Origin of the sequence: Thalassobacterium maritimum, assembly GCF_031127805.1 — a bacterium.
Lineage (GTDB): Bacteria > Verrucomicrobiota > Verrucomicrobiia > Opitutales > Coraliomargaritaceae > Thalassobacterium > Thalassobacterium maritimum.
In genome coordinates this window covers 93,432-116,601 of sequence record NZ_JARXHW010000004.1, presented here as the reverse complement: position 1 = coordinate 116,601, position 23,170 = coordinate 93,432, and the positions used below count along the sequence as shown (strand labels likewise).

Here is a 23,170-nt window from a genome sequence, read left to right as displayed (position 1 = left end):
CTATAGATCTTTATCGGTCACGGCGCCATCGGAGGCGGTGGCGACGGTGGCTGCGTATTTACCGAGAATGCCGCGCTTGGAGCCAGCGCCGGTTGGCTTGAAGGCTGCCATGCGCGCATCGTATTCCGCATCGTCGATCAATAGATTGATGGTGTTCTTGACCGCATCAATCTCGATTTGATCACCGCTCTTGACGATGCCAATCGGGCCGCCCTTGGCGGCTTCGGGAGTGATGTGGCCGACATCGAAACCGTGGCTACCACCAGAGAAACGGCCATCGGTGATGAGGGCGACTTCCTTGATGAGGCCGCGTCCGGCGACAGCACTGGTGGGTGAGAGCATTTCCCGCATGCCGGGGCCCCCGACGGGACCTTCGTTGCGGATCACGACTACGTCTCCAGCGACTACATCGCCACGTAGGATACCGATGAGAGCTTCTTCTTCGCCTTCGTAAACTTTGGCCACGCCCTTGAAGTAGAGGCCTTCTTTACCAGTGATTTTGCCGACGGCGCCGCCGGGAGCGAGGTTGCCACGCAAAATGCGTAGGTGAGTGGTCTCTTTGATCGGCTGATCGAAGGGGCGAATGATGTCTTGCTCGTCGGGGAAGCTGGCGTAGGGCTGTACATCCTTGAGCGATTCGGCGATAGTCTCGCCGGTCACGGTGAGGCAGTCGCCGTGAAGCATGCCGCGATCAAGCAGCATTTTCATCATCGGACGGATGCCACCGATGCGGACCAGGTGGCTCATGTTATACTTTCCGAAGGGTTTCAAGTCGGCCAGTAGGGGCACGCGCTCGCCGATTTCCTTGAAATCATCGATGCTTAGGTCAACGTCTGTGGAGTGTGCGATTGCGAGTAGGTGCAGAATCAAATTCGTGGAACCACCCAGCGCCAAGCAGGTAGTGATCGCGTTTTCGAAGGCCTTGCGCGTCATGATGTCGCGTGGTTTAATGCCCTTTTCGAGTAGCTTGAGCACCGCTGCGCCGGCCATTTCGCAGTCTTTACGCTTCGGCTCGCCGACGGCGACTTGTGCGCTGCTGCCAGGTAGGCTCATACCGAGCGCTTCGATTGCACTGGCCATTGTGTTGGCGGTATACATGCCGCCGCAAGAGCCTGCGCCGGGGATTGCGTATTTCTCGACTTCTTTCAGTTCTTCGTCGGTCAATTCGCCCTTGGCGTGCTTGCCGACGGCTTCGAATACCGATACGATATCCATTGGATTGCGTTGTTCTTCTTCGTCGTGTGGCATCAGGCCCGGTAGGATGGTGCCGCCATAGACAAAGACCGCTGGGCGGTTGAGGCGCGCGATCGCGATCATGCAGCCTGGCATATTCTTGTCGCAGCCACCGATCGCGACAAGGCCGTCAAAGCCTTCGGCCGCGACCACTGTTTCGATGGAGTCGGCAATCACATCGCGTGAGACCAAGCTGTAGCGCATGCCTTTAGTGCCCATGCTGATGCCGTCGGATACGGTGATTGTGCTGAAATTGACGGCTTTACCACCTGCTTGGTTGACGCCTTTGGTGGCGTGCTCCGCGAGTTCCCCGAGGTGCATGTTACAGGGAGTCAAGTCGCTGGGAGAGCCGGCGATCCCGATTTGAGGCTTCTTAAAGTCTTCATCTTGGAATCCGACCGCGCGTAACATAGAGCGTGCGGGGGCGCGGTCGTTTCCGTCAACGACGATTGAGGAGTGCGGGCGGTTTGTTATATCAGCCATAATTGATAAATTCTAAATTAAATGTAGTCGAAAAGTCTTTCTCATTGCAGAAAAGCGAAGAATTCAATGAATAGCGACGCAAACGACAATACCCTTTTTGCTTTTAACCGACGATATTATTGAATCTAGTGGCTGTCATTATATGGATTTTGACCTGAAAAAGACTTTAGAGGCCTTGTTGCTTTCGACTGCCGAACCGATTTTGCTCAAAGATGTGGTTAAGGTATTCGTCCGTTACCATCAAGAGTTGAGCGAAGCGCAGGAAGATGCCAGAGAGCAGGAGGGCGAAGAAAGCCCGACACTGGAAGTGCCAAGTTTGGTGACACAAGCGCAAATTCGCGATGCTTTGCTGCAGTTGCGCGAGGAAGCGGAAGTAAAGGATAAAGCCTACCGCCTCGTGGAAGGGCCTAATGGTTATCAAATGGTGACCGCTCCGCAATTTGCAGAGTTTGTGCGACTGCTGCGTGGCGCTCCACGGCCGATGAAACTCAGCCCGGCCGCTTTAGAGACTTTATCGATCGTGGCGTATCGTCAGCCAGTGACACGTGCGGAGATGGAGGCGATTCGTGGGGTGTCCGTGGATAGTGCGCTACATAAGTTAATCGATCTCGAGCTGGTAATTGTGACTGGCCGCGCCGAGTTGCCTGGTCGTCCGATTCAGTATGGCACCACTGATAAGTTTTTAGAATTCACCGGTATCCGGGAGCTGGAGGAGCTGCCCGCCTCGGATGTCTTGAGCAATCATCAGATCGATGAGTGGATGCGCCGCAGCGAAGACGAATCCGATGAGATTTCTGACGAAGATGTGGGCCTGTCGAAAGAGCCGAAGTCAGATGAGCTCGCGCTGGATGAGAAATTTGTCGAAGTGGACTGGCAGCGGGAGAACGTCGAGAGTGATGCGGCCATCGAATCTGAATCTAACGAAAACACTGCATTATGATGCCTGAAGATATCAACGTGAAACTACAGCGCAATCGCGATGCGATTGATGCCATCGACCGCCAAGTGGTGGAGTTGCTTAATCAACGTGTGTTGAACGACGGGGGGGCCGACGAGGCTACCGTGCTTGCAAAGGTTGCGAAATTTAACCCCGGTCCACTTTCTGACGCGACTTTGCAGGCGATTTACCGTGCATTGATGCTTGCGGGGCTAGACCCTGCCGCGCAGGCAACTGATCCCGCACAGGTGGACGCCCTTGATTTGAACATTGTCGAACTCCTCAGTCAGCGAGTTAAACATGCCGGTGAAATCGGACAGATTAAGCATGCCAACGGGGCCGACTATTATGACCCCACGCGTGAGGCACAGGTCATGGCAAAAGTGTGCACGCTGAACCCCGGCCCGGTTAAGAACGAAACCTTACGCTCTGTGTATCGCGAGGTGATTTCTGGCTCGATCGGCTTGGAGAAAAAGCTGGTGATTGGCTACCTCGGCCCAGAGGCGACTTATACTCATCAGGCCGCCATCTGCAATTTTGGGGTCAGCCTCGATTATCGCTCGATCAAGACGATTCCCGACGTGTTTGCCGAGGTCGAATCCGGGGCCGCGGATTACGGTGTAGTGCCGATTGAAAACTCAACTGAAGGCGCCGTCTTCCACTCGATGGACATGCTAGTCGAGTCCAATCTACACATTTGCTCGCAAGTTTACTTGCCGATTGATCATTGCTTGATCTCTCAATCGCCCATCGAAGCGATTCGAGAGGTGCGCTCAAAGGATCAAGCGCTGGGGCAATGTCGCGATTGGCTGCGCCGTCACTTGCCCAACGCAGAGCTAATTGATGTTGTGAGCACCGCTGAAGCCGTGCTCACCGCGAAGACTTGCGAAGGCGTGGCTGCTGTAGCGGGTGCCTTGTCTGCTCAGCGTTATGAGGTGCCGATTCAAGCCCGCGACATACAAGACCGTGATGACAATGTGACGCGTTTTTTGGTGGTCGGTAAGACGCGCGCCAAGCCACTCGGAGGCGGACGAGATAAGACCAGCCTAGTGATTTCTTTGCGCGACGAGTGTGGTGCCTTGGAGAAAGCACTGCGCGCTTTTGCGACTCGTGGCATTAATTTGAGCAAGATCGAATCGCGCCCCAGTCGTAAAAAAGCTTGGGATTATTACTTCTTTATCGATCTGATTGGCCATTATCAAGATGCCAATGTGCAGGCGGCGCTGGCGGATCTAGAGGGGCATTGCCCACTGGTCAAGTGGCTGGGTAGCTATCCGAATGTCGGCAGTGCGATGGAATAATGCCAGCGTTTGGCCACGAGCGTCCAGTGCGCCCTGTGCACCCTGAGCGGCTCGCTGTCTTGAGGCTCTGGCTCGCCCTGTCTCAGAATCTGTAATTCAGTGATATCGCCACCGCTTGGCTGTCGAGATCGTAGCTACCATCGATACTTGACGAAGTCTTATTGCCAGTCAGTTTACGTTCGCTGGCAAAGGCTTGCTGGTAAGTGATTTGCCAGCTCAGATTTTCGTAGCTGCGGCCTAGGCCGATCGCGAGGAAGTGGCGATCCGAGTCGGGGACGATCGGAAGCAGGAATGAATCGGGCACGGCGTTTTCGACGAAGGTATAGCCTGCGCTCACTTGCCAGCCATTGTCGAAGTAGCGGGTGAGCCCCAGCTCCCAAATAAAGGCCGACTCCCAGTTGAGTGTGTAGGCAAAGGGCGTGCCTTTAAGTTCGAGCTCATTTACGCGGTCCCAATTCGTCCAATCCAAATTAAATTCAAAATTCCAGTGCTCGCTGGGACGATAGGAATAGCCAAAGACTATTGATTCGGGGTAGCTGAAGTCAGCGGTGGTATCGACTGAGCTCTGTAAGAGTAATGCCGATACCGCGGGCCCCGAAACTGTGCCGTCGTAGCTAACTTCTGTTTTCGCTTGGTAGTTGAGACCGAAACTGTGCTGTGCGCTAGGTTGCCACAAGGCGGAAAGCGAGTAGCCTACGGCACTGTCTTGGCCATTGAATTCCAATGCATTTGTTTGGAGGTCGATGTCTGTGTCGTCAAAGGACAGCCCTGCTGCTAAGGAAAAGCTCTCTGAGATTTGCCACGCGACCACTGCGTGATACTTCACGTAAGTTAAGTCCGCTTTGTGAGGCACGGCGGATTCTGGGTTGGGGAAAGCTGCTGTAAATGATGCGTCATCGCCCCAGTCGGTGCCGAGTGCGAAGGGTGCATACATGCCAAATCCGAGTGCGATCGGAGTGTCTTTGAACTTATGGGAAATGAATGCGCTGGGGATGGCTTGATAGCTGTCGTCTAGGGAGTCGTTACCACTGGAGCTGCTATATTCGTAGCCGAGTGAAATCGTGAACACATTGCCTTGAACTTGCGTGCCTTCGACTTGTGTGAGGCCTGCAGCGTTGTAGAACACGGCGGAAGGGTTGTCGGCCGTGGCGGTAAATGCATTGCCACGTGCGGTGGCAAAGGGATCAATGAAAGCGACACGTGTGGCTGCGGCATCGGTGGATACGTAGGCGAGCAAAGAAAGACCAAGGGTGAAGAGAGGGCGTTGCAATGGTTTCATGTAATTAAGCGTGGATACGGTAGGAGGGGAATTCGATTTCGATGTCCCAGTTGCGTTCTTGAGTTCGGGAGTTGAGTTTCAGCTCACCTTGATGCTCGGTAATCACTTTTTGAGCGACGGAGAGTCCTAAGCCTACGCCGGTGTGACGCGTCGTGTAGAAAGCTTCGGTTGCCTGCTTGACTAAATCTTCTGTCAGGCCGGTGCCTCCGTCACGTAAGCGGACCAGACGCTTGCCCGTGAGATCCTGGCAGATCTCAACTTGAATGATTTGTGCGTCTGGATTGGCTTGAATCGAATTTAAGAATAGTTCTTCGAATGCATGGGTGAGCGCCTCAGGATTGGCTTCTAGCGTGAGTGGCGCTAAGGACTCTAGCTGGTTTTCAATTTTTAGTTCCGCGAGTGTATTATCTGTCTGGGTACGAGCGCGTTGGAATGCCTTTTGGATGATAACATTGAGTTGCACTTCACTCCCCCCTGCCTGAGAAGATTGCGCCATATAGAGCATTTGCTCGCTGAGGCGTTTGATTCTCGCGGTTTCTTTGAGCATGGCCGATTTAAGCGAAGCTTGAAACTTGGGTTGTTGGATCTTTTTGTCGATTAATTGAGCATGTGTCGATAGCGGCACCAGAGAATTGCGTATCTCGTGGGCGAATCGCTCGGCAATCAGACTGATTGTTTGGTTCTTGGTATCTGATCGAGCGCTTTCTTTGCTGGCTTCAATTTTAGTGAAGTCTTCTATTATGAGCATCGTCGGGCGCGGTAGGCGCATCAGTTCCCCCTTTTGGCTGAAGGGGAAAATCGAGACTTGATACACCTCGTCTGGTTCTAAACCGTCGATTTTAAAAGGCTCTAGCAGTTCACCTTTCTCGACAGCACGGTGCACTGGCTTCGCCAGTTTGGCGGGAAGTTCTGCGAACTCGATACGACGGTCGGGATTGTTTTGACCGAGATCAAGAAAGCGCTTGGCCGCGTCGTTCATGTAAAGAATGTCTAGATTTTCACTGAAGACGATCGCACCACTCGACATGGAGTGCATGACGTTTTCGATTAATTGCCCATGGTGCGCAAGTTCGCTGTGTAGGCGGCTATTGCGGATTGCCAAGCCTAGTTCTTCCATCAGCAGGTAGAGTAGCTCCAATTCGTCTTCGGTGTAGTCGCGACCAGTCACGGGGCCATTTAATACCGCCAAGCCAATGATTTCTTCTCGATCTGTGATCGGGATCGCTAAGTGGCAGCCGAGGACTGAGAACTCTTTAGCGCTCCCGCTATTACCGTGTGTGAATTGGCTGCGAGTACCGCTTTCTTTGTGTAAAATACGAGGATATTCTGTCAGCTCGCGCCCGATGCCAACTTCTCGACTGAGTTGAAAGCAGTCCACCAGGTCGGAGGGCAAGCCGAGTGAGGCAATGCATGTGAGATGTTTCGATTGCTTATTTTTGACTAAGGATTGCTTGGCGGAACTCTCTAGAAAGATGCCGATGCGGCTGAAACTGATGTGCTCTCGCAGCTTGAGGATGAAGTGCTGGGTAAAGGCTTTATAATCCAAACTGAAGCTCAATATGTGCGAGAGATCGCGCAGTACGTTCAGAGTCGATGTCGCGTGGCTGATATTAGTGCTCCGCTGTTGTGGATGATTGCCCCAGTCCTGCATGCTACTGGACGTGTTGCCTTGTTTGTTTTCGTGTTGATTCATCAACACGCGAGCGAGTGTTTTTGAGGGGATCGGCTCCGCGAAATAAAGATCGGCACGATTCTCAAAGGCAGTGTTTTCTAGGCTTGAGTTATACTCGGGTGTTAAGACGACGATTGGGATCTGTTCTGTGAGCTCGCGTATTTCGCAGAGCGTGCGCTTGAGCTCTAGCTCTGTGCCTTCCGAGTAAATGACCACTGCATCAAAGGCGCTGCGCGCGAGCGAAGATTTCGCTTCAAGTGCTGATTGCCGTATGACGATTCGGTCCTCTGGAGCCGAAAAAACCTCCCGTAGCTTAGCTGGGATGGATGGCTCGTCTCTAATGAATAGAAAATGACTCACGAAATAATTAGTAGAGCTAGGGAAAATACGTCCATAGTTTAATGCGGTGCAACTATAATGTCTAATTTGTATTAGTTGCCATTATTTCATTAAGTTTCATTACAATTATTTTTTATTTGTATGTTGGCGGCCCTATGAATCTGATAGGAGATTAATTATTGAGCAATTTTATAGATGACTACAAGTGCTACTGATCACTCGACTATTCAAAGTAAAGTCGTCGTATTTCCATCTCGCAGCGGTAAGAAGATGGTGGGCTTCATTGATGCATTGAGCACGGCGGCGCCAGATGCGCCCTTTGTGGTGATGGCGCCCAAATATGGACAGTCTAAGAAGAACAACTTACAAATGTCCTATGTCTTTGCGCAAAACGGGTTAAGGGTTTTACGGTTTGATCACACCAATCACATCGGAGAGAGTGAAGGAGAGATCGTCGATTACACACTGCCGGGTGCAGTGGCCGACATTCTGGCTGCACTTGATTATTTAGAAACCGAGTACGGTCACTCGAAAGTCATTTTGCAGGCGAACAGTATGTCCGCGCGCTGTGCCATACGCGCTGCGAGCTTGGACGCTCGGATAGAGCGCTTGATTTGCCTTGTCGGTATTGTCGATTTCCGGGAGACGATTACACTCATTTGCCAAAAAGATATCATTGATGTGTATGTTTCTGGGGTGGAACAAGGTGTGGGCGACATCCTGGGGCATGATGTCAATATCGATCAATTTTTGAAAACTAGCGTGGATGAGAATATGCACGATAGTGTGGGCACTCGAGATGACTTTTTGAAAGCAAAGTGCGATGTGTTCATGTTTGCTGCAGAAAAAGATGCATGGGTTGATTTCGAGAAATTAAAGCAATTGGCTGAGGGCGCGAATCGTGTGCAAATACGTGAAGTTAAGGGCGTGATGCACGAAATGATGGAGAATCCACAGGCGGCGCTAAAGACTATATTTGCTGCGGTATTCGTTGCGAAGCATGGACGCTTCCCGCGCGAAGAAGAGTTGGAGGATGTAGCTGAACCCAATAAACGAGAGGTCTTTAAGCAGAATAAAGTGGAGCGTAATCGCTTGCGTGCGGTCGCACCGAAGCGTGAGTCTGAGGCTGATTTTTGGCATAGCTACCTCGACAAGTATAAAATGCTGGAGTCGGTTAGCGCGTATAAAGATTACCTCAAACTGATTGCGGATTGCCTTGGCAGCCCTACTGAGGGCGCGGTCTATTTGGACTGTGGTTGCGGCAATGGTATGTTTGGTGCTTGGTGTTTGCGTGATTTGATCGCGCAGTCGGCTGTGAACTGGAAAACACCCGCTACGTATTTTGGTCTTGATTTGACTGGTAAGGGGCTTTCTGAAGCCGCGCGGAGGCACTCTACGATAGCAAATGAGGGCGGTGGACCAGCTCTGAGGAATCTTAATCGGATGTATTACCGTTTTGACCTGGATCGTATCGATGCGAGCCAAGAGAAGCTCTTACCCTTAGCGGATCAATCTGTAGATCGTATTTGCTGTAGTCTTTTAATTTCTTATCTGAAAGATCCCGTCTTTCTGGTGAAGGAATTATACCGTGTTTTGAAACCTGATGGGCGTATCATTCTTTCCAGCATGAAACCTTATTGTGATCTTTCGCTTATTTATAAGGGCTTTTTAGGCGAGACCAATAGTGAGGAGGCTGTGGAGTCTGCGCGTAATTTATTGAGCGCTGCTGGAGTTTTACAGCTCAAAGAGGATGAGGGGCATTACATTTTCTATAGCGAAGATGAATTGGTCGAAATTATGCGACAAGGAGGCTTTGATAAAACACATGTCTTTAGGTCCTTTGGGGAGCAGGCAAACTTGGTGTCTTCTATCAAATGATTGCGTATCTAGTCGTCAGTTCCTTTCTGATTTCTTTGTTGTCGCTATTTTTCCTAGTCGCTGTCATCGCGAAGGGGAATCTCTATTTTAAAGGGCGCAACCTCGCCTTTTGCTTTTTTAGTTTTTCGATTTTTGTATGGTCACTCGGGCACATGATGTGGCTGGTTTCGAGCGAGCGGTCGGATGCATTTTTTTGGGTACATGTGCTGGTTGCGGGCTCTATTATGGTGCCTTATGCTTATTTTCACTTTGCTGTAAATTTGACGGGGCGTTTTTATTTACAGAGGCATGTGATTGCAGGCTATGCGATTGGAGCCATACTGCTCTGTTTTAATATTTCAGATTTTGTGGTCGTGGACCTTGAGGCACGGGGGGGCTTTGAATTCTGGCCTGTGCCAGGTAGTATGTTTTTTCCCTACATCGGCGGCTATATCTTTATGGTGATTTTTGGATCTGGTTTGCTTCTTTCAGAATACCGACGTGCTGAAATCGATAAGAAGAATCAGTTGCGCTATATCACCTTTGGCACCGTGATTGGCTTTCTAGGGGGGACGACAAATTTCTTTTTGTGGTTAGACATACCCATCGCTCCGTTCGGACATGCCGCAGTTATTTTCTATATTTTAGGGCTGGGGTATTCGATGTTGAAATTCAGAGCTCTGGATTTTAGCGAGATGTCCTTTCGGGTATTTGGTTTAATCGTGATCGCGATTATTTTTTCAGGCATAGCATCGTTTGGTTTAGTCGCACTGATGCACTCGATCTATGATGATTTTTATCCTGATCATGTGCTGTTCTGGTGGGTGCTTTTTAGTCTGTTATCGATCTTTCTTTTAGCGCTGGGGCCCTATGTGAATGATCTTTTCAACCAATTTCTCCATGACCGTTTCCTCGCTAAGCGGTTTGCGTTTCGGGCAGACTTGCGTGATTTGTCGGAACAAGTTGATTTGGAGGGCGATTTAGAGGAGCAGTTTAACTATGTCGTCGGGCGGATCTCCGAAGTGCTGTCCATTGCAGACGTGGCACTGTATACACGCTCGATTCATGACTTCGACTTCGTTTGCCGTGGTTCCAATGGTTCACGTAAGTGGTGCCCCCGTCTTAGCCCCGAGCGAATTGACTTTTTACTAGATGCTTTTGAGCGGCATGCGAAATCTTTTCATGTGGAAGAGGCCATTCTAGCTTCCCAGGACTTTAAGATGGCATACTTCAGTCAGGGGATTGAGCGGCGCATCCTTTGGCCGGAGGACATTGTCGTGCCCGTGCGCGGACGCCTTGAATGTTATGGATTTTTGGTCTTAGGCAAAGGGAAGCACCAAACCGTGCTGGGAGAGGTGGACTACTTGTTGGTCGAGAATATATGTTCGCAACTGGGCTTATCGATTAAGATGCGTGAGATCGAGCAAGGTTCGAACCAAGTCGAGAAATTGGTCACATTAGGGACGATGGCGGCGGGCTTATCGCATGAATTACGCAACCCCTTGGTTTCGATCAAAACCTTAGCTTCGCTGTTGAAGAAAAAACCGGAATCATTGCGACTCGATCCGAGCTTTAGTGAGACGGTGCAGCGCGATGTTAAGCGAGTTATTTCAGTCGTGGAAGGTGTGTCTGCGTTTGCGCATAATACGGATGGTTCGTTTCGTGCAGTGCAGGTGCAGGATGTTTTAGCTGAGGCCTTGTCCATTGTAGAGCCTAACTTACAGACGGAGAGGATTGAGGTCGCTCTACATCACTCGCAGGAATTGCCTCAGTTAGTGGGGGATTCGGACCAATTAGTGCAAGTTTTCTGCAATCTGCTGGAGAACTCAATTAATGCGATCTCCGAGTGGAGTGAGCGCAATGATCCCGGGCAGATTACGATTGTTACCGATCTGAAAACGGGGCGAGATTCAGAAAATGGGCATGATTGGTTAATTGTCGAATGTAAGGATGATGGCCCAGGGATTCCTAAAGATTTGCAGAAGTTTATCTTTGAGCCATTTGTTACTTCGAGAGATACCGGCACGGGCGTGCGGACTCGTGGGACGGGCCTAGGCTTGGCCATTGTGACTAAAATTATTGAACGCCATCGCGGTAATATTACGGTGAGTTCGGTTTTAGGTCGGGGAACCGAATTTACTGTCTCACTTCCCGTTGTTAAATAATTGCGTTATATGATTGAACATACTATTCAGACTTCCGGTTCTTCTACGGCTATACCTAAGGGCTTGATTCCTTTCCGTCGATTCGCGGCGGCAATGAGTGAATTCAGTGATTTTGATGCGTTTCGATCTGCACTCGAGCGTATTGTTTCCGAGGATACGGATTATGCAGGCTTCTTGGAATTAGATACGGATATGCGCTCGATTCCCGATGAGGACGTTGGCGAGCACTTTGTCATGGATAGTTTGGTCGTACCATTGAGTTCTGGAGAGGATCGGGGCTATATACGATTTTCGGGGAATGAGCAGGGGAGGCCTTTTGATACCGAGGACTTGATGTGGATTGGCGCGATCAGTGAGTTCGTATCGCTTGCGTATGCGAATGCTAAGACGCATCGTCAGGGGCGAGACAAGTTACGTATATTTGAATACCTGATCAATCAATTGCCACTCGGAATCGTTTGCTTGGGGGGGCAGGGCGATCTGATTATTAAGAACAAATTGGCGACCCGGTTGCTGGGTGCTGCTGGCGCAGATCTGTTGCGTTCTGCGCTTGCGGAGCAAGCATTGAAGTCGCAGGAGTCGCTTCGCTTGCATATCGAAGTCGACGGAAAGCTACTCTATGCGGAAGCACGCCGTTTGGAGATTGAGGCTGGAAACGCCGTGACGGCTTTTGTGCTGCATGATTTGAGCGCGCAGCGTGAGAGACTGTTATTACAGGTGGAGCGTTCCGTATTTCGTGCCGAATCTCGCGGCACTTCTTGGACGGTCGCAGTTTTAGAAGATCGCTCCGAAGCGGGGCGATTGCTGCGAGCGTTAAAAGTTGCCGCAGATCCCTTAGGCCTAGATGTCAGTTCTTTTGCCGCATTAGATGCGTACTCTTGTGCCTGTATCTTTACGGCTAAATCACCACGCAGTGTGCGCTATTTACTTCAACGTGCGCTTGCGCATTGCCTGGATCCGGAGCAGACGGCCGGGGCCTTAATATCGCAAATAGATCAGGAGGATGAGGCCTTGGCCCAGTCTTTGATTCAGGCGGCCTGTGCAGATTTTCAGCCGTTGGAGCAATTCTTACGGCCTGTTATGCTCGTGTTGGATCCTTATCCAGCGGTCAGTGAGGCGCTTGAGTTACTTGCGGGAGAGTTCTGTTGCTTCAAGCCAGTCGAAGGAGTGGCTGAAGCGATTTTTCTGATTCAGAGTGGTGAGTTTGACGGCATCTTTCTTGATGTAGATGCCTATGGAGAGGATGCGAGTGATTTGGAACGCTTGAGAGCTGTAGGCATTAAAGCTGGAGCTGGTTTTCGCCTTTATTATATGACGCACATGCAAGCAGCTATGGCTCAGTCGAAATTTGACTTGAGCGTGAATTCTACAGTCCTTGAAAAACCTTTTGATTCGGGGCTGATTCTGGAAGCTTTACGCTTACAGTTTGATTTTTCTTGAGCTTTTTGTTTGCTTCGACGTATTAGTAAAAATCTTATTTAATTAGCTTACACTATGCTAGCCCTTGCATCAGAGAAAACAATCAAGCGTTTATTGGTCGTCGATGACGAAGAAGGGCCGCGTCAGTCTTTGAATATGATTTTTGGCGATGACTATGAGGTGAGTATCGCTAGTTCGGGGGAAGAAGCGCTTGAGTTTGCCCGTGATACTTCCTTTCATGTGGTGGTTACAGATATACGTATGCGAGGAATCAGTGGGATTGATGTCTTGCGAGAAGTTAAAAAGATTGATCCGCATACTGAAGTAGTCGTGCTCACTGCATATGAGACTTTGGAGACAGCTCGCCAAGCGATTAGCCTTGGGGCATCGGAGTATTTGAAAAAGCCCTTTGACTTGGATCATATTCAAACTGTCGTTGAGGAGTGTTTTCAGAGCTACTTTTTGAAGTCTAATCATGAGACAGTGATTCGTGAAGATGTAAACGCTGCTAAAAACAATTTTCTAGAAATTGTCAGCCACGAGTTAAATACGCCCATGCATGGGATTCTTGGTTTTTTGGAATTGCTAGATGGCACGGATCTCGATCAGGAACAGGCGGAGTATGTAGATACGATACGAGCGTGTGGCTTAAAATATTTTGAGCATGTGCAGGACATTTTGACGTATGCGAAGATGACGATGACTGAAAGTGAGATATCGCTGAACGCCTTTAATCCAGCAACTCTAGTCTTGAAGTTGATCGCAGAGTCCGAAGTTCCTGAAGCGGTTGAAGTCTTGCCTGACATTCCCGAAGATTTACTTGAGCTTGTGAGTGGTGCGGAGCAAGAAATTCGTATAGTTGTGCGTAAACTGCTGTTGAATGCATTTAAATTTACCACGAAGGGGCATGTTGCCGTTTCGGTTCGCTATGCACCATTACCTGGCGATCAGGCTTGTTTAACTTTTGTGGTGGAGGATACAGGTGAGGGAATTAAACCTGAGCTCTTAGAACACGGGAGAATTTTTGATGCCTTTACGCAGGGGGATTCTTCCAGTCGTCGCTCTCATGAAGGCCTTGGTCTTGGTTTGTCTCTTTGTAAAAGTATTGCTGATCGCTTAGGTGGAAGCATCAGGGTGCAAAGTGTGCTCGGAGAGGGTTCGGTCTTTACCTTCGATTGTATTGTTCATACCAATTTTGCTTAGAAAAATGAAATTGTAAAGTGCTTGCAAATGTACCAACCTGCGCGGCTTTTTGACAATTCGAGCTTTCGCGAACAGAATATAATCATGCAAGTCACACTATTAAAGTCCAAGCTGCTCCGTGCAGAAGTTACCGACCGCGCTCTTCACTACGAGGGAAGCCTCGCGATTGATGCCGCACTGATGGAGCAAATTGGCCTAGTCCCCTACGAGAAAATCTTAGTGGCGAATATTGCAAATGGCGAACGCTTAGAGACCTACGCCATTGAGGCTCCAAAGGGCTCGCACACCATTTCTTTAAATGGCGCAGCGGCGCATAAGGGGGAACTTGGTGACTTGTTGGTCATTATGTCTTTTGCCCAATTGGACGAAGAAGAGGCTAAGACATGGAAGCCCAAGGTTCTGGTGCTGGCTGATGGCAATAAGCGTGTGGTACGAGCAGACAATGTGCTCGTGGCAGATGGCGTTTATGCCTAAGGGTGGGGCCGCGTCGCAGGCCTGATTTTTAGTAGGGCGTCTCACTCGCTCTATACGTTCTTCTTATACGTATTGAGATTGATTCTCGATTATCACATGGTGATTGCAAATTAGTTGACGCGATGGTCAGTAGTAGGGCGATTGATTTTTAGGAAGCCAATGTAGTTCCGGTCAATCATGCTGATTTATCATGAAACCTAGTACACACATACGACTCATCGCGGCCTCTGTCGCGTTTCTAGCAACTGCAGTTCAGTCCTACGCGATTGGATTCATCGACATTCCCGTTGAGAATCAAGTGGGCACGGGCGCGAATCAATCGGGCTTGATCATTGACTTCAATGATGGCGCGAGCACGGAACGCTACGTCTTCCAATACAATTGGGACGGTGCCGCCGACACAGTTTCTGGTGCGGAAATGCTGATTGATGTCGCCGCAGCCATTACAGATTTGTCGATCTTCTATGCTGGCACGGCTGCGGACGGCTTTTATATGACGCAGCTGAGTTATGCGACGCAGTCGCAGACTAATGGAGATTGGGTGTCTAATTTTGATTACTGGGGCTATTTTGTGGCTGGAGGCTCCGCAAGTGGGAACTCTGTGAGTGGTGCCGGCGAGACGGCGCCCGATTCGATTGATGGCTCACCTGTTGGAGCTGGGGAATTGAGTTATGGCTCTCCTGGTCGCTTTATTGCCGATAACTCCTGGGATGTATGGAGTTTCGGACCTTATGAAACCAGCTATGCGGTTCCTGAGGCTTCGAGCTATGCGCTCTTGGCGGGTATGTTGAGCCTTGGATTTGTATTGAGCCGTCGTCGTCAATCTTGAAGCGAGCCCTTTCAGTTTCAGAGAGCGTGAGCTGTTTCCTGCATTTGGAATGCTTGCGCTCTCTTTGCGTTTTCGCCTGTTGCATGGGCGCGATTTTTGCGGCACCCCGTATCGGCTGGGCCGATGAGGTGCAGCTGTTAGATGCCTATGTGGTGCAAGCTAGGCATTTCGATCAAGAGCCCTTGGATGTGCCTGTGGATGTTGTACGGATCGAGCGCGAGTCGATCGAGCGTTCGTTAGCGTCTTCCGTTCCGGAGCTTTTAGAGGCGGAAGCCAATCTCTATTTTTCGACAGTCTCTGGTTTTACCTCAGTCGATATGCGCGGCTTCGGGGAGGGCAGTGGCTTACGCAGCCTGATTCTAGTCGATGGGCAAGTGCTCAATCCCGCTGATATGGGACGAATTAATTGGGAGCAAGTGCCGCTCAACTCGGTGGAAAGTATCGAGGTTTTAAGAGGAGGGCAAAATGTTCTCTATGGCGACAAGGCATTGACGGGAGTGATCAAGATTGAAACACGCCGAGCGACTGAAAGCAGTTTGAATACAGTTGCTCGCATAGGCAGTTTTGGGCAGACACAGGCTTCGCTCGCCGCAGAAGTCGGAGAGGGGACTTGGAGCTTGCGAGCGGGACTGGATCGCACGGAGTCGGAGGGCTACCGAGCGGCCTCTGAAAGTGAATCACGCAGTGGCTATCTGGCGGCTGGCTATACTTTAAAAAATGGTGACGACGTAGATCTACGCTTGAGTGTGGGCGAGGTGCATTTGGGCTACCCGGGCGGCTTGGAGGAGGCACTCTACAAGAGTGATCCGCAGAGCTCTACCTCTTCGGGCTTAGATGGCAGCGATACACGCTATTTGACGCTGACTACTCGCGCCGATGGACAACGTGACTGGGGCAGCTGGGAATTGCTGGCAGGCTACGAGCGTCGCTCGATTGAGTCCTCTTTCTATGCGACTGAAAGTTTTAATCTCAATCAGCCTGAGCGTTACAACCTGAAACCACGGTTGCGCTTCGAGCGAGAGCTGACTGCGTTGATCTTAGGCTTTGATTTGAGCTACGATACTTTGACGAATCAACGCTTTCTGACATCGGAGCGCCGCTATGTGCTCGCTCAAGCGGAGCTCGAGGAGAGCCGTGTCAGCCCTTATTTTTTATTAGAGAGAGCGCTGTCCGACTCGCTCAGCCTGAGTGGTGGCCTGCGTCAAGAATGGGTGAGTTACCAAGTCGATTCTGAGACTTATGATGCGACACAATTGACCCCGACTCGCACGACCAATCGAGGCGAGTTGCCGAACCCAAATTATAAGTCGCCACCGGATACGGTCGAAGAAGGCACTTTCAATGAGCGCATTGATCAAAATGGCTTTGCGGCGGAGTTTTCTATGAACTGGCGCTTTCACCACAACTGGAGCTTGTGGGCGGGCTATGATCGTGTGTATCGCTATCCGGTTTTTGACGAGCGCGCTTCCTACCAAGGAGCGATACAGGCACAAGAGGTGGCCGATTCCTTGGATGCGGAGGAGGGCAATAATTACGAACTGGGCCTAAAGTATATCCAGGGGCGGCATGAGTTTTTCGCGACGGCTTTTTTGCTCAAGATGGAAAACGAGATCGCCTACGATGATACGGTGGTCGGCCCGTCTGGAACGGGTCTCAACGTCAATCTCGGCCCCGTAGATCGCTACGGTGTGAATCTATCGTACCGTTATGATCGAGGCCATTGGGGCTACTCGTTGCAAGTGAACTATATCGAAACGAAGCTTCGCTCCGGCGTCGGAGACGGCAATCATGTGCCCTTGGTGCCGCGCTTCGGTGGCGTCAATCGTGTCTGGTGGGCGCCGGTCGACTGGCTGGAATTGCAGCTGACGCATCGCTACTTAGGGGAGCGCTATCAGGGCGGAGATCTAAGTAATTCACTGCCTCAAGTCGATGCCTACCATCTTTTCGATGTGCAGGCTGAAGCGCGAGTCTCGGAGCATTGTAGCGTCTTCTTTGTGGTGAACAATGCCTTCGATCAGCTCTATGCGGAAAGCGCCAGTTACGAGCTCTATTATCCGGGAGATGGACGTTCCTTTGAATTGGGCGTGAAGCTTAATTTTTAATCTGTTATGAATCATATGAACGCTTCGCTTCGATTTTATTGTTTTGGACTGCTGCTCTTTGCGAGGCTGCTGTCGGCTCAGGTCGTCTACCCCGGCATCGATGAGACGTGGCCATTTGCACTTGCGGCAGGGCAGGCCGGTAGCACCGCCATTGCTATGGACGACAGTGCAATTGTCGCTTGGGCCAGTGGTTTTAAGGATTTGAGCTATGGCAGCTATGTTTCTGATCAATGGAAGACTCCGGTCAAAGCGCTGGGGCCCGCGGTGGGGGATAGTTTCGATGTCGTTTCGCTTGGGCGAGGCGGGCAGATCACTCTGACATTTACCCATCCCATTCGAAATGGTGATGGGCCAGATTTTGCAGTCTTCGAAAATTCTTTTAGCGACACATTTTTGGAACTGGCATGGGTGGAGGTCTCTACAGATGGCCAGCACTTTGTCCGTTTTCCTAATTACTCCTATCGCGAAGACGGCGCAGCGACTACGGCCGATCTTTTTCACGGCTATGCTGGCAAATACCGCCAAGGCTATGGCACTCCCTTTGATCTAGATCAACTTCGATACGCTTACGAAGCTTTGGAAGAGGAGGACCCCAACGCACCTTATTTTTCGACGGAGTTTCGCACGCAGTTAGCGCTCAATTATCCGACGCTGGATTTGGCAGATATACGCTACGTTCGGCTCGTGGATATCGTGGGTGATGGCACCGCGCTGGATGCGAACGGTTATTCTATTTGGGATCCTTATCCTACCAGCGGCAGTGCGGGCCTTGATTTAGATGCGATCGGAGTCTTGCATCAGCTGGAGCCTACGGGGCTGGCTCAAAGTATCGAATTTGCAACGATCGCGAATCGCCGTCTGCTCGATGGGGATTTGATCTTAACGGCGTCCGCCTCCAGTGGGCTGCCGGTGACGTTCGAGGTGATTGATGGCGCGGCGACAGTGGCGGACGATGTTTTGAGCTTTAGTGGCTTGGGGCAGGTGGTGGTGAAAGCCACTCAGGCGGGCGACGGTGATTACGCGGTCGCGACACCGGTGGTTCGTAGCTTTTATGTCGCCGATGCCTTGCAGCATATTTACTTCGAGCCAGTCGCGAATCAATTGCCCAATACCAGTGTGCCCTTGCATGCCAGCACCAGCAGTGGTTTGACTCCTTTGATCGAAGTGGTCAGTGGCCCTTCCGATGTCTCGACAGGTTTTCCGCCGAATCAGGAACTCTCTTCAGGAGCGACCACGGGCTCGGTGCAGTTGCGCGCCTACCAGAGCGGCGGCACTTTGGAGGGCGTCACTTATGCGCCCGCGGAAGATGTGTTGCTGAGCTTTGAAATCGTCGCATCGAGCGATCCCGCAGCTCCGCTCTCCTTTGCCGCATGGCAAGGTCGTCACTCTTTGTCTGCCGGGAATGCAGCGGATAGTGATTCGGATGGTACGAGCGATTTCGAAGAATATGCTTCGGGTACCGATCCCAATGATCCTAACGATCGTCCAGTTCGCACTTTAAATCGAACTGAAGCAGGTGCATACTTGCTCGGGCTGTCGGTCAATACCGCCGCGCCGATTCGCTTGTTACTTGAAGGGAGCCAGGATTTGTCAGACGCAGAGGCCTGGATGACGGTGGTGCCTGAGGTCATCAGTGATCGTTTATCCCTTGCGGCTGAAGGGCAACGCGATTTAGTCTTTAAGCTGGCGCCTACCGGGAGTGTGGGGGAGTTTTGGAGAATACAATTCGAGGCGAATGATTAGAGTATGACGCAGCAGCGAGAAGTCATCATGTCCGTGATTGAAGCTTCGGGGCGTCCATTGACGCGCGAAGAAATCGTGAAACTGGGCCGCCAGCAGATTGCGCGGCTCGGCTCGGCCACCGTGGATCGTGCGATTCGCGACTTGGTGAGTAATTTTCAGCTCATTGGCGTAGAATTCCCCGGGCAGCCTAAGCGCTATGAGCTCCCTGCGGAGTATGCGCACCCGCACTTTATTTGCCGCGAGTGTGAAAAGGTATATGACCTGCCGATTAAGATGCAGCTGCCTAAGATTGAGCCTCCTGTCGGTTTTGATATTTCCGGTGGCGAGGTTATTTATTCGGGCAAGTGTCCCGATTGTCGCTGAGCTGAGTGTTCCCTAATATTGAGGTATTCGGTGGGGGAAGCGGTTCAGAATCACTTATATAAGCGATATACAGGCAGGGGGGAATTGTATATTCTTAGGGTTCTTCTTCACTGATATGCTTAATAAAGATTCTGGAAACTAATGGTAATTTGGAGTCAATAATTTGCCCCTTCTTGCATGTAACTAATATAGTTTTTATCTCGTTGTGGGGACATCGAATAAAAATTCACACTAGAAATTCCTGGGGATTATATTTCTAGTGTTTATGGTTCATGTGGGTTGGGGCCTTGCTCCAGGCATTCTGAGCGCTTTGAGTTGAGCTATTTGTCTTCAGTATCCATCGATTCATTTATTTGCTGGAGTCGATTATATTCAATGGCTTGAATTGCTGCACATTCGCTTTGGACACGCTATCATGAAATCGACCATTTTTCTTTTGCCCCTTCTCGCACTGTTGAGCCTTTTGAATGGCTGCATGAGCACGCCCGAAAATTCGGAATTTACTAAAACAATCAATTTTAGCTCATTAGATACCTTCAGTTATAAACATACCTTAGTCACCGGTATGGACTTTCGGACGTCGGAAGAATTGTTACTGGAAGAGCTTTCTGAGCAAACTATTGTAAAGGGATTGGCCGCTCGAGGCTTTCAAATGAGTGCGCCTGAGGTGCCGAGCGACTTTTTTGCCGTTGTTAAATGGAAGAAGTCGGTGAGTCATCACGTGAACCCCTTCGACCATATCGACCCCTACAATGAGGTGATGGCGCGTCGCGATGATTCCGCGCGAATGTTTGCCCCACGCTTACAGTTGACGCTGGAGATTTACGAAACCAGCTCCGGTAATATGTTTTGGCGTAAAGATCTGCCCAATATATTTGATGCCATCCAGCTTACAGAAGAGCGGGTCGTGGACTCCTTGCAACGGGCGTTAAAAAACTTCCCGCAACACATCGAGAAAGACCCGAATCTTCCAAATATCGAATAGTTAGGATCTCCTCGCGACGGGAGCGTCTTTGCTACGTGGCCGCGGCAAAGACCTGTGTAAACTCGTTTAAATCTCGATTTGTTCGATAATCTCGAGGTCGTAGCCGTCGATCCCGACGACTTTGCGTTGGGTGCTCGACATCAGGCGTATTTGTTTCAAGCCCAGGTCGACCAGGATTTGGGCGCCGATTCCGTAGTCACGGAAGTCCATCTTCGTGGGGCCGACATCTTTGACTGTTTTATCATCGCTGCCTTCGATCACGCGGATGCCACCTTGCGGTTGCTCGATGTAGAGTAGCACGCCTTGGCCCTCTTGCGCGATGCGTTCCATTGCTGTGTTCAGAGAATTGTAGCCGCCCAATGTCTTCGAGCGGAAGATATCGCCGAGCAAGTTTTCGCTCTGCACGCGCACCAGTGTAGGTGCTTCGTTGAGCTCGCCCATGCTGAGTGCGAGGTGCTGTCGATTGTCGAGAATGCTGCGGAAAATGTGCAGATCAAAAGTGCCGAATTCAGATTCAAAAGGTTTCGTGAGCACGTGTTCGATCAGTTTGTCACGGGTGTGACGATATTCGATCAAGTCCGCGATGCAGATGAGCTTTAGGTCGTGCTTCGCCTTGAATTTGATCAAGTCAGGCAAGCGCGCCAGGGTGCCATCTTCATTTAAGATTTCGCAAATCACGCCGCTCGGGTTGAGCCCCGCGAGTTGAGCGAGATCGACCGCGGCCTCCGTGTGACCGGCACGTTGTAGCACGCCGCCCGGCTTGGCACGCAAGGGAAAGACGTGGCCTGGCTGCACTAATTGGTCTGACTTTGATTTCGGATCGCTCAGGATGCGAATCGTTTCTGCCCGGTCGTAGGCACTAATGCCAGTGGTGATGCCTTCCGCAGCATCCACCGAGATGGTGAAGTCGGTCTGGTGAGACTCGCGGTTTTCCGAGGCCATTGGATTGATGCCGAGGCGGCGCAGTTGGTGCGACATCATTGGCACGCAGATCAGGCCGCGGGCGTGTAGAATCATTTGGTTGACTGCCTGCGGGGTCACTTTTGAAGCGGCCATGATCAGGTCGCCCTCATTTTCGCGGGCCTCATCGTCGGTCACAATGACCATCTTACCGGCGGCGATGTCGGCGATCGCGGATTCTATGCTATCGAAAGGGCTGTCTTGATTGGGTTCTGTGCTCATTGGAAATCTGTCCGGAGTCGGGTCTAATAAAAGAGAGAAAGTATTTTGAGGAACTGTTTGGGCGCAATCGTCTTTTAGAACTATTGCGAAAAATCATGCAGCGGCGGTGAAAAGGTAGAATTAGATTTGCCAAAGCGGGCAGGGCGCAAAATTCTCTGCAGCTATGGCAGAAGGAAAAAAGCAAGCAACTTGGGGCGGACGTTTCTCAGAAGGTCCCGCAGAATTGATGCTCCGCATCGGCGAATCCGTATCATTTGATCAACGGTTGGCACCCTTTGATGTGCAAGGGAGCCAAGCTCAGGCCGCGATGTTGGCGCATGTCGGCATCATCTCCCCCGAAGAGCGCGACGCCATTCAAGCTGGGCTCGACGCGATTCTCGCCAAGGTTGAAGCCGGCGAATTTAACTGGGACCCTGCGCTGGAAGATGTTCACATGAACATCGAGCAAGCGCTCACCCAAGAGGTGCCCGCGGCGGCAAAGCTACACACCGCACGTAGTCGTAATGACCAAGTCGCCACCGATATGCGTCTCTGGTTTAAATACGCCTGCGACGAAGTGGACGCCTCGCTGGCAGCCGTGATCGCGGCATTAGTGGACCTCGCAGATCGCACTCAGCGGGTCATCATTCCCGGCTATACGCACTTGCAACGCGCGCAGCCGGTTTCGATGGCGCATCACCTTTTAGCTTATGTTGAGATGTTTGCGCGTGATCGCACACGCATCGCAGCGGTCAAGGCTCAGGCCAATGTATGTCCGCTCGGCTCTGGAGCGATTGCGGGCACCACATTACCCATCGATCGCGAATTTGTGGCCAAAGAGCTCGGTTTTGTCGACGCGCAGGGGCAGCCCCAGGTGACCCAAAACAGCATGGATGCCGTCAGCGATCGCGATAGCTTTATCGAATTTGCCTCCGCGTGCGCGACTATTGGAGTGCACCTCTCGCGGCTGAGCGAAGACTTTATTCTATGGAGCAGTGCCGAATTTGGCTTTGTCAAATTACCCGATGCCTTCACGACCGGATCCAGCTTGATGCCGCAGAAGAAAAACCCTGATGCCTTCGAGTTGATTCGCGGTAAGTCCGCGCGCTTGACTGGGAATTTGCAAATGCTGCTGACCATGGTCAAGGGCCTGCCGCTCACCTATAACCGCGACTTACAAGAAGATAAGCCACCAGTCTTCGATAGCTTCGATCAAACGAAGTTGATACTCGATTGCGTCGCCGCTTGCTTGCCAGGTGTTGTGGCCGACGCTCAGCGCTGCGCTGAAGCCGTCGCTGATCCCGCCTTGCTTGCGACCGATGTGGTGGATTATTTAGTCAATAAAGCAGTGCCCTTCCGTGAAGCGCACCACATCGTCGGCGCACTGGTCGGACTTTCCGAGAAATTGGAAACGCCGTTGAACCAGTTGCCGTATTCCGAAGTGAGCCAGATACACGCCGCCCTCGGCGAAGACTGGATACAAGCCTTTGATTTAGACAAAGCCCTCGCGGCCCGTGACAAGCCCGGCATGCCTGGCCCTGATCAAGTTGCCGCTCGTATCGCGCATTGGCGTCAGTCCTAGCCAGCCAGGCAGTCTGTAGTTTTTGATTCCATTTCGTGCTTGT

Annotated in this window: 17 protein-coding genes; 13 read left to right on the top strand and 4 right to left on the bottom strand. The window is 51.1% G+C overall.

Features of this window, described 5'->3' with window-relative positions; genetic code table 11:
• Entirely contained in the window at positions 1 to 1,716 is a 1,716-nt protein-coding gene (gene ilvD / locus QEH52_RS03070) for a dihydroxy-acid dehydratase (protein ID WP_308948552.1), read from the bottom strand.
• Between the two features lie 142 nt (positions 1,717 to 1,858).
• Here ilvD and scpB point away from each other — a divergent pair, with 142 nt between their 5' ends.
• Both scpB and pheA read left to right on the top strand, forming a co-directional pair.
• Positions 1,859 to 2,656: an SMC-Scp complex subunit ScpB gene (gene scpB, locus QEH52_RS03065; protein WP_308948551.1), complete on the top strand. Its 798-nt coding sequence runs from the start codon at positions 1,859 to 1,861 to the stop codon at positions 2,654 to 2,656.
• Complete coding sequence (gene pheA / locus QEH52_RS03060) at positions 2,653 to 3,954, top strand: prephenate dehydratase (protein ID WP_308948550.1); 1,302 nt, start codon at positions 2,653 to 2,655, stop codon at positions 3,952 to 3,954. Before scpB ends, pheA begins: the two co-directional genes overlap by 4 nt.
• A gap of 82 nt (positions 3,955 to 4,036) precedes the next feature.
• On the opposite strand, the gene QEH52_RS03055 is transcribed toward pheA, so the two are convergent.
• A complete protein-coding gene (locus QEH52_RS03055) occupies positions 4,037 to 5,233 on the bottom strand; it encodes an OmpP1/FadL family transporter (protein WP_308948548.1) in 1,197 nt (398 codons plus the stop codon).
• 4 nt (positions 5,234 to 5,237) lie between these two features.
• Positions 5,238 to 7,265 (bottom strand): ATP-binding protein, encoded by a 2,028-nt coding sequence (locus QEH52_RS03050; RefSeq protein WP_308948547.1) that lies wholly within the window; start codon positions 7,263 to 7,265, stop codon positions 5,238 to 5,240.
• 174 nt (positions 7,266 to 7,439) lie between these two features.
• Here QEH52_RS03050 and QEH52_RS03045 point away from each other — a divergent pair, with 174 nt between their 5' ends.
• From QEH52_RS03045 to QEH52_RS03000, 10 genes are all read left to right on the top strand, one after another.
• The gene (locus tag QEH52_RS03045; protein ID WP_308948546.1) at positions 7,440 to 9,122 is read left to right on the top strand and encodes a methyltransferase domain-containing protein; all 1,683 of its coding nucleotides are present in this window, start codon (positions 7,440 to 7,442) and stop codon (positions 9,120 to 9,122) included.
• On the top strand, positions 9,119 to 11,266 hold the full coding sequence (locus QEH52_RS03040) for an ATP-binding protein (RefSeq protein WP_308948545.1): 2,148 nt from the start codon (positions 9,119 to 9,121) through the stop codon (positions 11,264 to 11,266). The genes QEH52_RS03045 and QEH52_RS03040 overlap by 4 nt, the downstream gene beginning before the upstream one ends.
• 9 nt (positions 11,267 to 11,275) lie before the next feature.
• Positions 11,276 to 12,706 carry a nitrogen regulation protein NR(II) gene (locus QEH52_RS03035; protein WP_308948543.1) on the top strand — a complete coding sequence of 477 codons (1,431 nt, stop codon included), beginning with the start codon at positions 11,276 to 11,278 and terminating at the stop codon, positions 12,704 to 12,706.
• 54 nt (positions 12,707 to 12,760) lie between these two features.
• Positions 12,761 to 13,888 (top strand): ATP-binding response regulator, encoded by a 1,128-nt coding sequence (locus QEH52_RS03030; protein WP_308948542.1) that lies wholly within the window; start codon positions 12,761 to 12,763, stop codon positions 13,886 to 13,888.
• 84 nt (positions 13,889 to 13,972) lie between these two features.
• On the top strand, positions 13,973 to 14,362 hold the full coding sequence (gene panD / locus QEH52_RS03025; RefSeq protein WP_308948541.1) for an aspartate 1-decarboxylase: 390 nt from the start codon (positions 13,973 to 13,975) through the stop codon (positions 14,360 to 14,362).
• A gap of 190 nt (positions 14,363 to 14,552) precedes the next feature.
• Positions 14,553 to 15,191, top strand: coding sequence for a hypothetical protein (locus tag QEH52_RS03020; protein ID WP_308948540.1), 639 nt, complete (start codon positions 14,553 to 14,555; stop codon positions 15,189 to 15,191).
• Positions 15,192 to 15,274: 83 nt separating this feature from the next.
• Positions 15,275 to 17,293 carry a TonB-dependent receptor gene (locus QEH52_RS03015; protein WP_308948538.1) on the top strand — a complete coding sequence of 673 codons (2,019 nt, stop codon included), beginning with the start codon at positions 15,275 to 15,277 and terminating at the stop codon, positions 17,291 to 17,293.
• A gap of 6 nt (positions 17,294 to 17,299) precedes the next feature.
• Positions 17,300 to 19,036 carry a thrombospondin type 3 repeat-containing protein gene (locus QEH52_RS03010; protein WP_308948537.1) on the top strand — a complete coding sequence of 579 codons (1,737 nt, stop codon included), beginning with the start codon at positions 17,300 to 17,302 and terminating at the stop codon, positions 19,034 to 19,036.
• 3 nt (positions 19,037 to 19,039) lie between these two features.
• Positions 19,040 to 19,399, top strand: a complete 360-nt coding sequence (locus tag QEH52_RS03005) for a Fur family transcriptional regulator (RefSeq protein ID WP_308948536.1) — start codon at positions 19,040 to 19,042, stop codon at positions 19,397 to 19,399.
• 475 nt (positions 19,400 to 19,874) lie between these two features.
• The gene (locus QEH52_RS03000; RefSeq protein ID WP_308948535.1) at positions 19,875 to 20,384 is read left to right on the top strand and encodes a DUF4136 domain-containing protein; all 510 of its coding nucleotides are present in this window, start codon (positions 19,875 to 19,877) and stop codon (positions 20,382 to 20,384) included.
• 66 nt (positions 20,385 to 20,450) lie between these two features.
• Here QEH52_RS03000 and ribB read toward each other — a convergent pair whose 3' ends face one another.
• Entirely contained in the window at positions 20,451 to 21,566 is a 1,116-nt protein-coding gene (ribB, locus tag QEH52_RS02995; protein WP_308948534.1) for a 3,4-dihydroxy-2-butanone-4-phosphate synthase, read from the bottom strand.
• Positions 21,567 to 21,729: 163 nt separating this feature from the next.
• Here ribB and argH point away from each other — a divergent pair, with 163 nt between their 5' ends.
• Positions 21,730 to 23,127, top strand: coding sequence for an argininosuccinate lyase (argH, locus tag QEH52_RS02990; protein WP_308948532.1), 1,398 nt, complete (start codon positions 21,730 to 21,732; stop codon positions 23,125 to 23,127).
• The last annotated feature ends 43 nt before the right edge of the window (positions 23,128 to 23,170 follow it).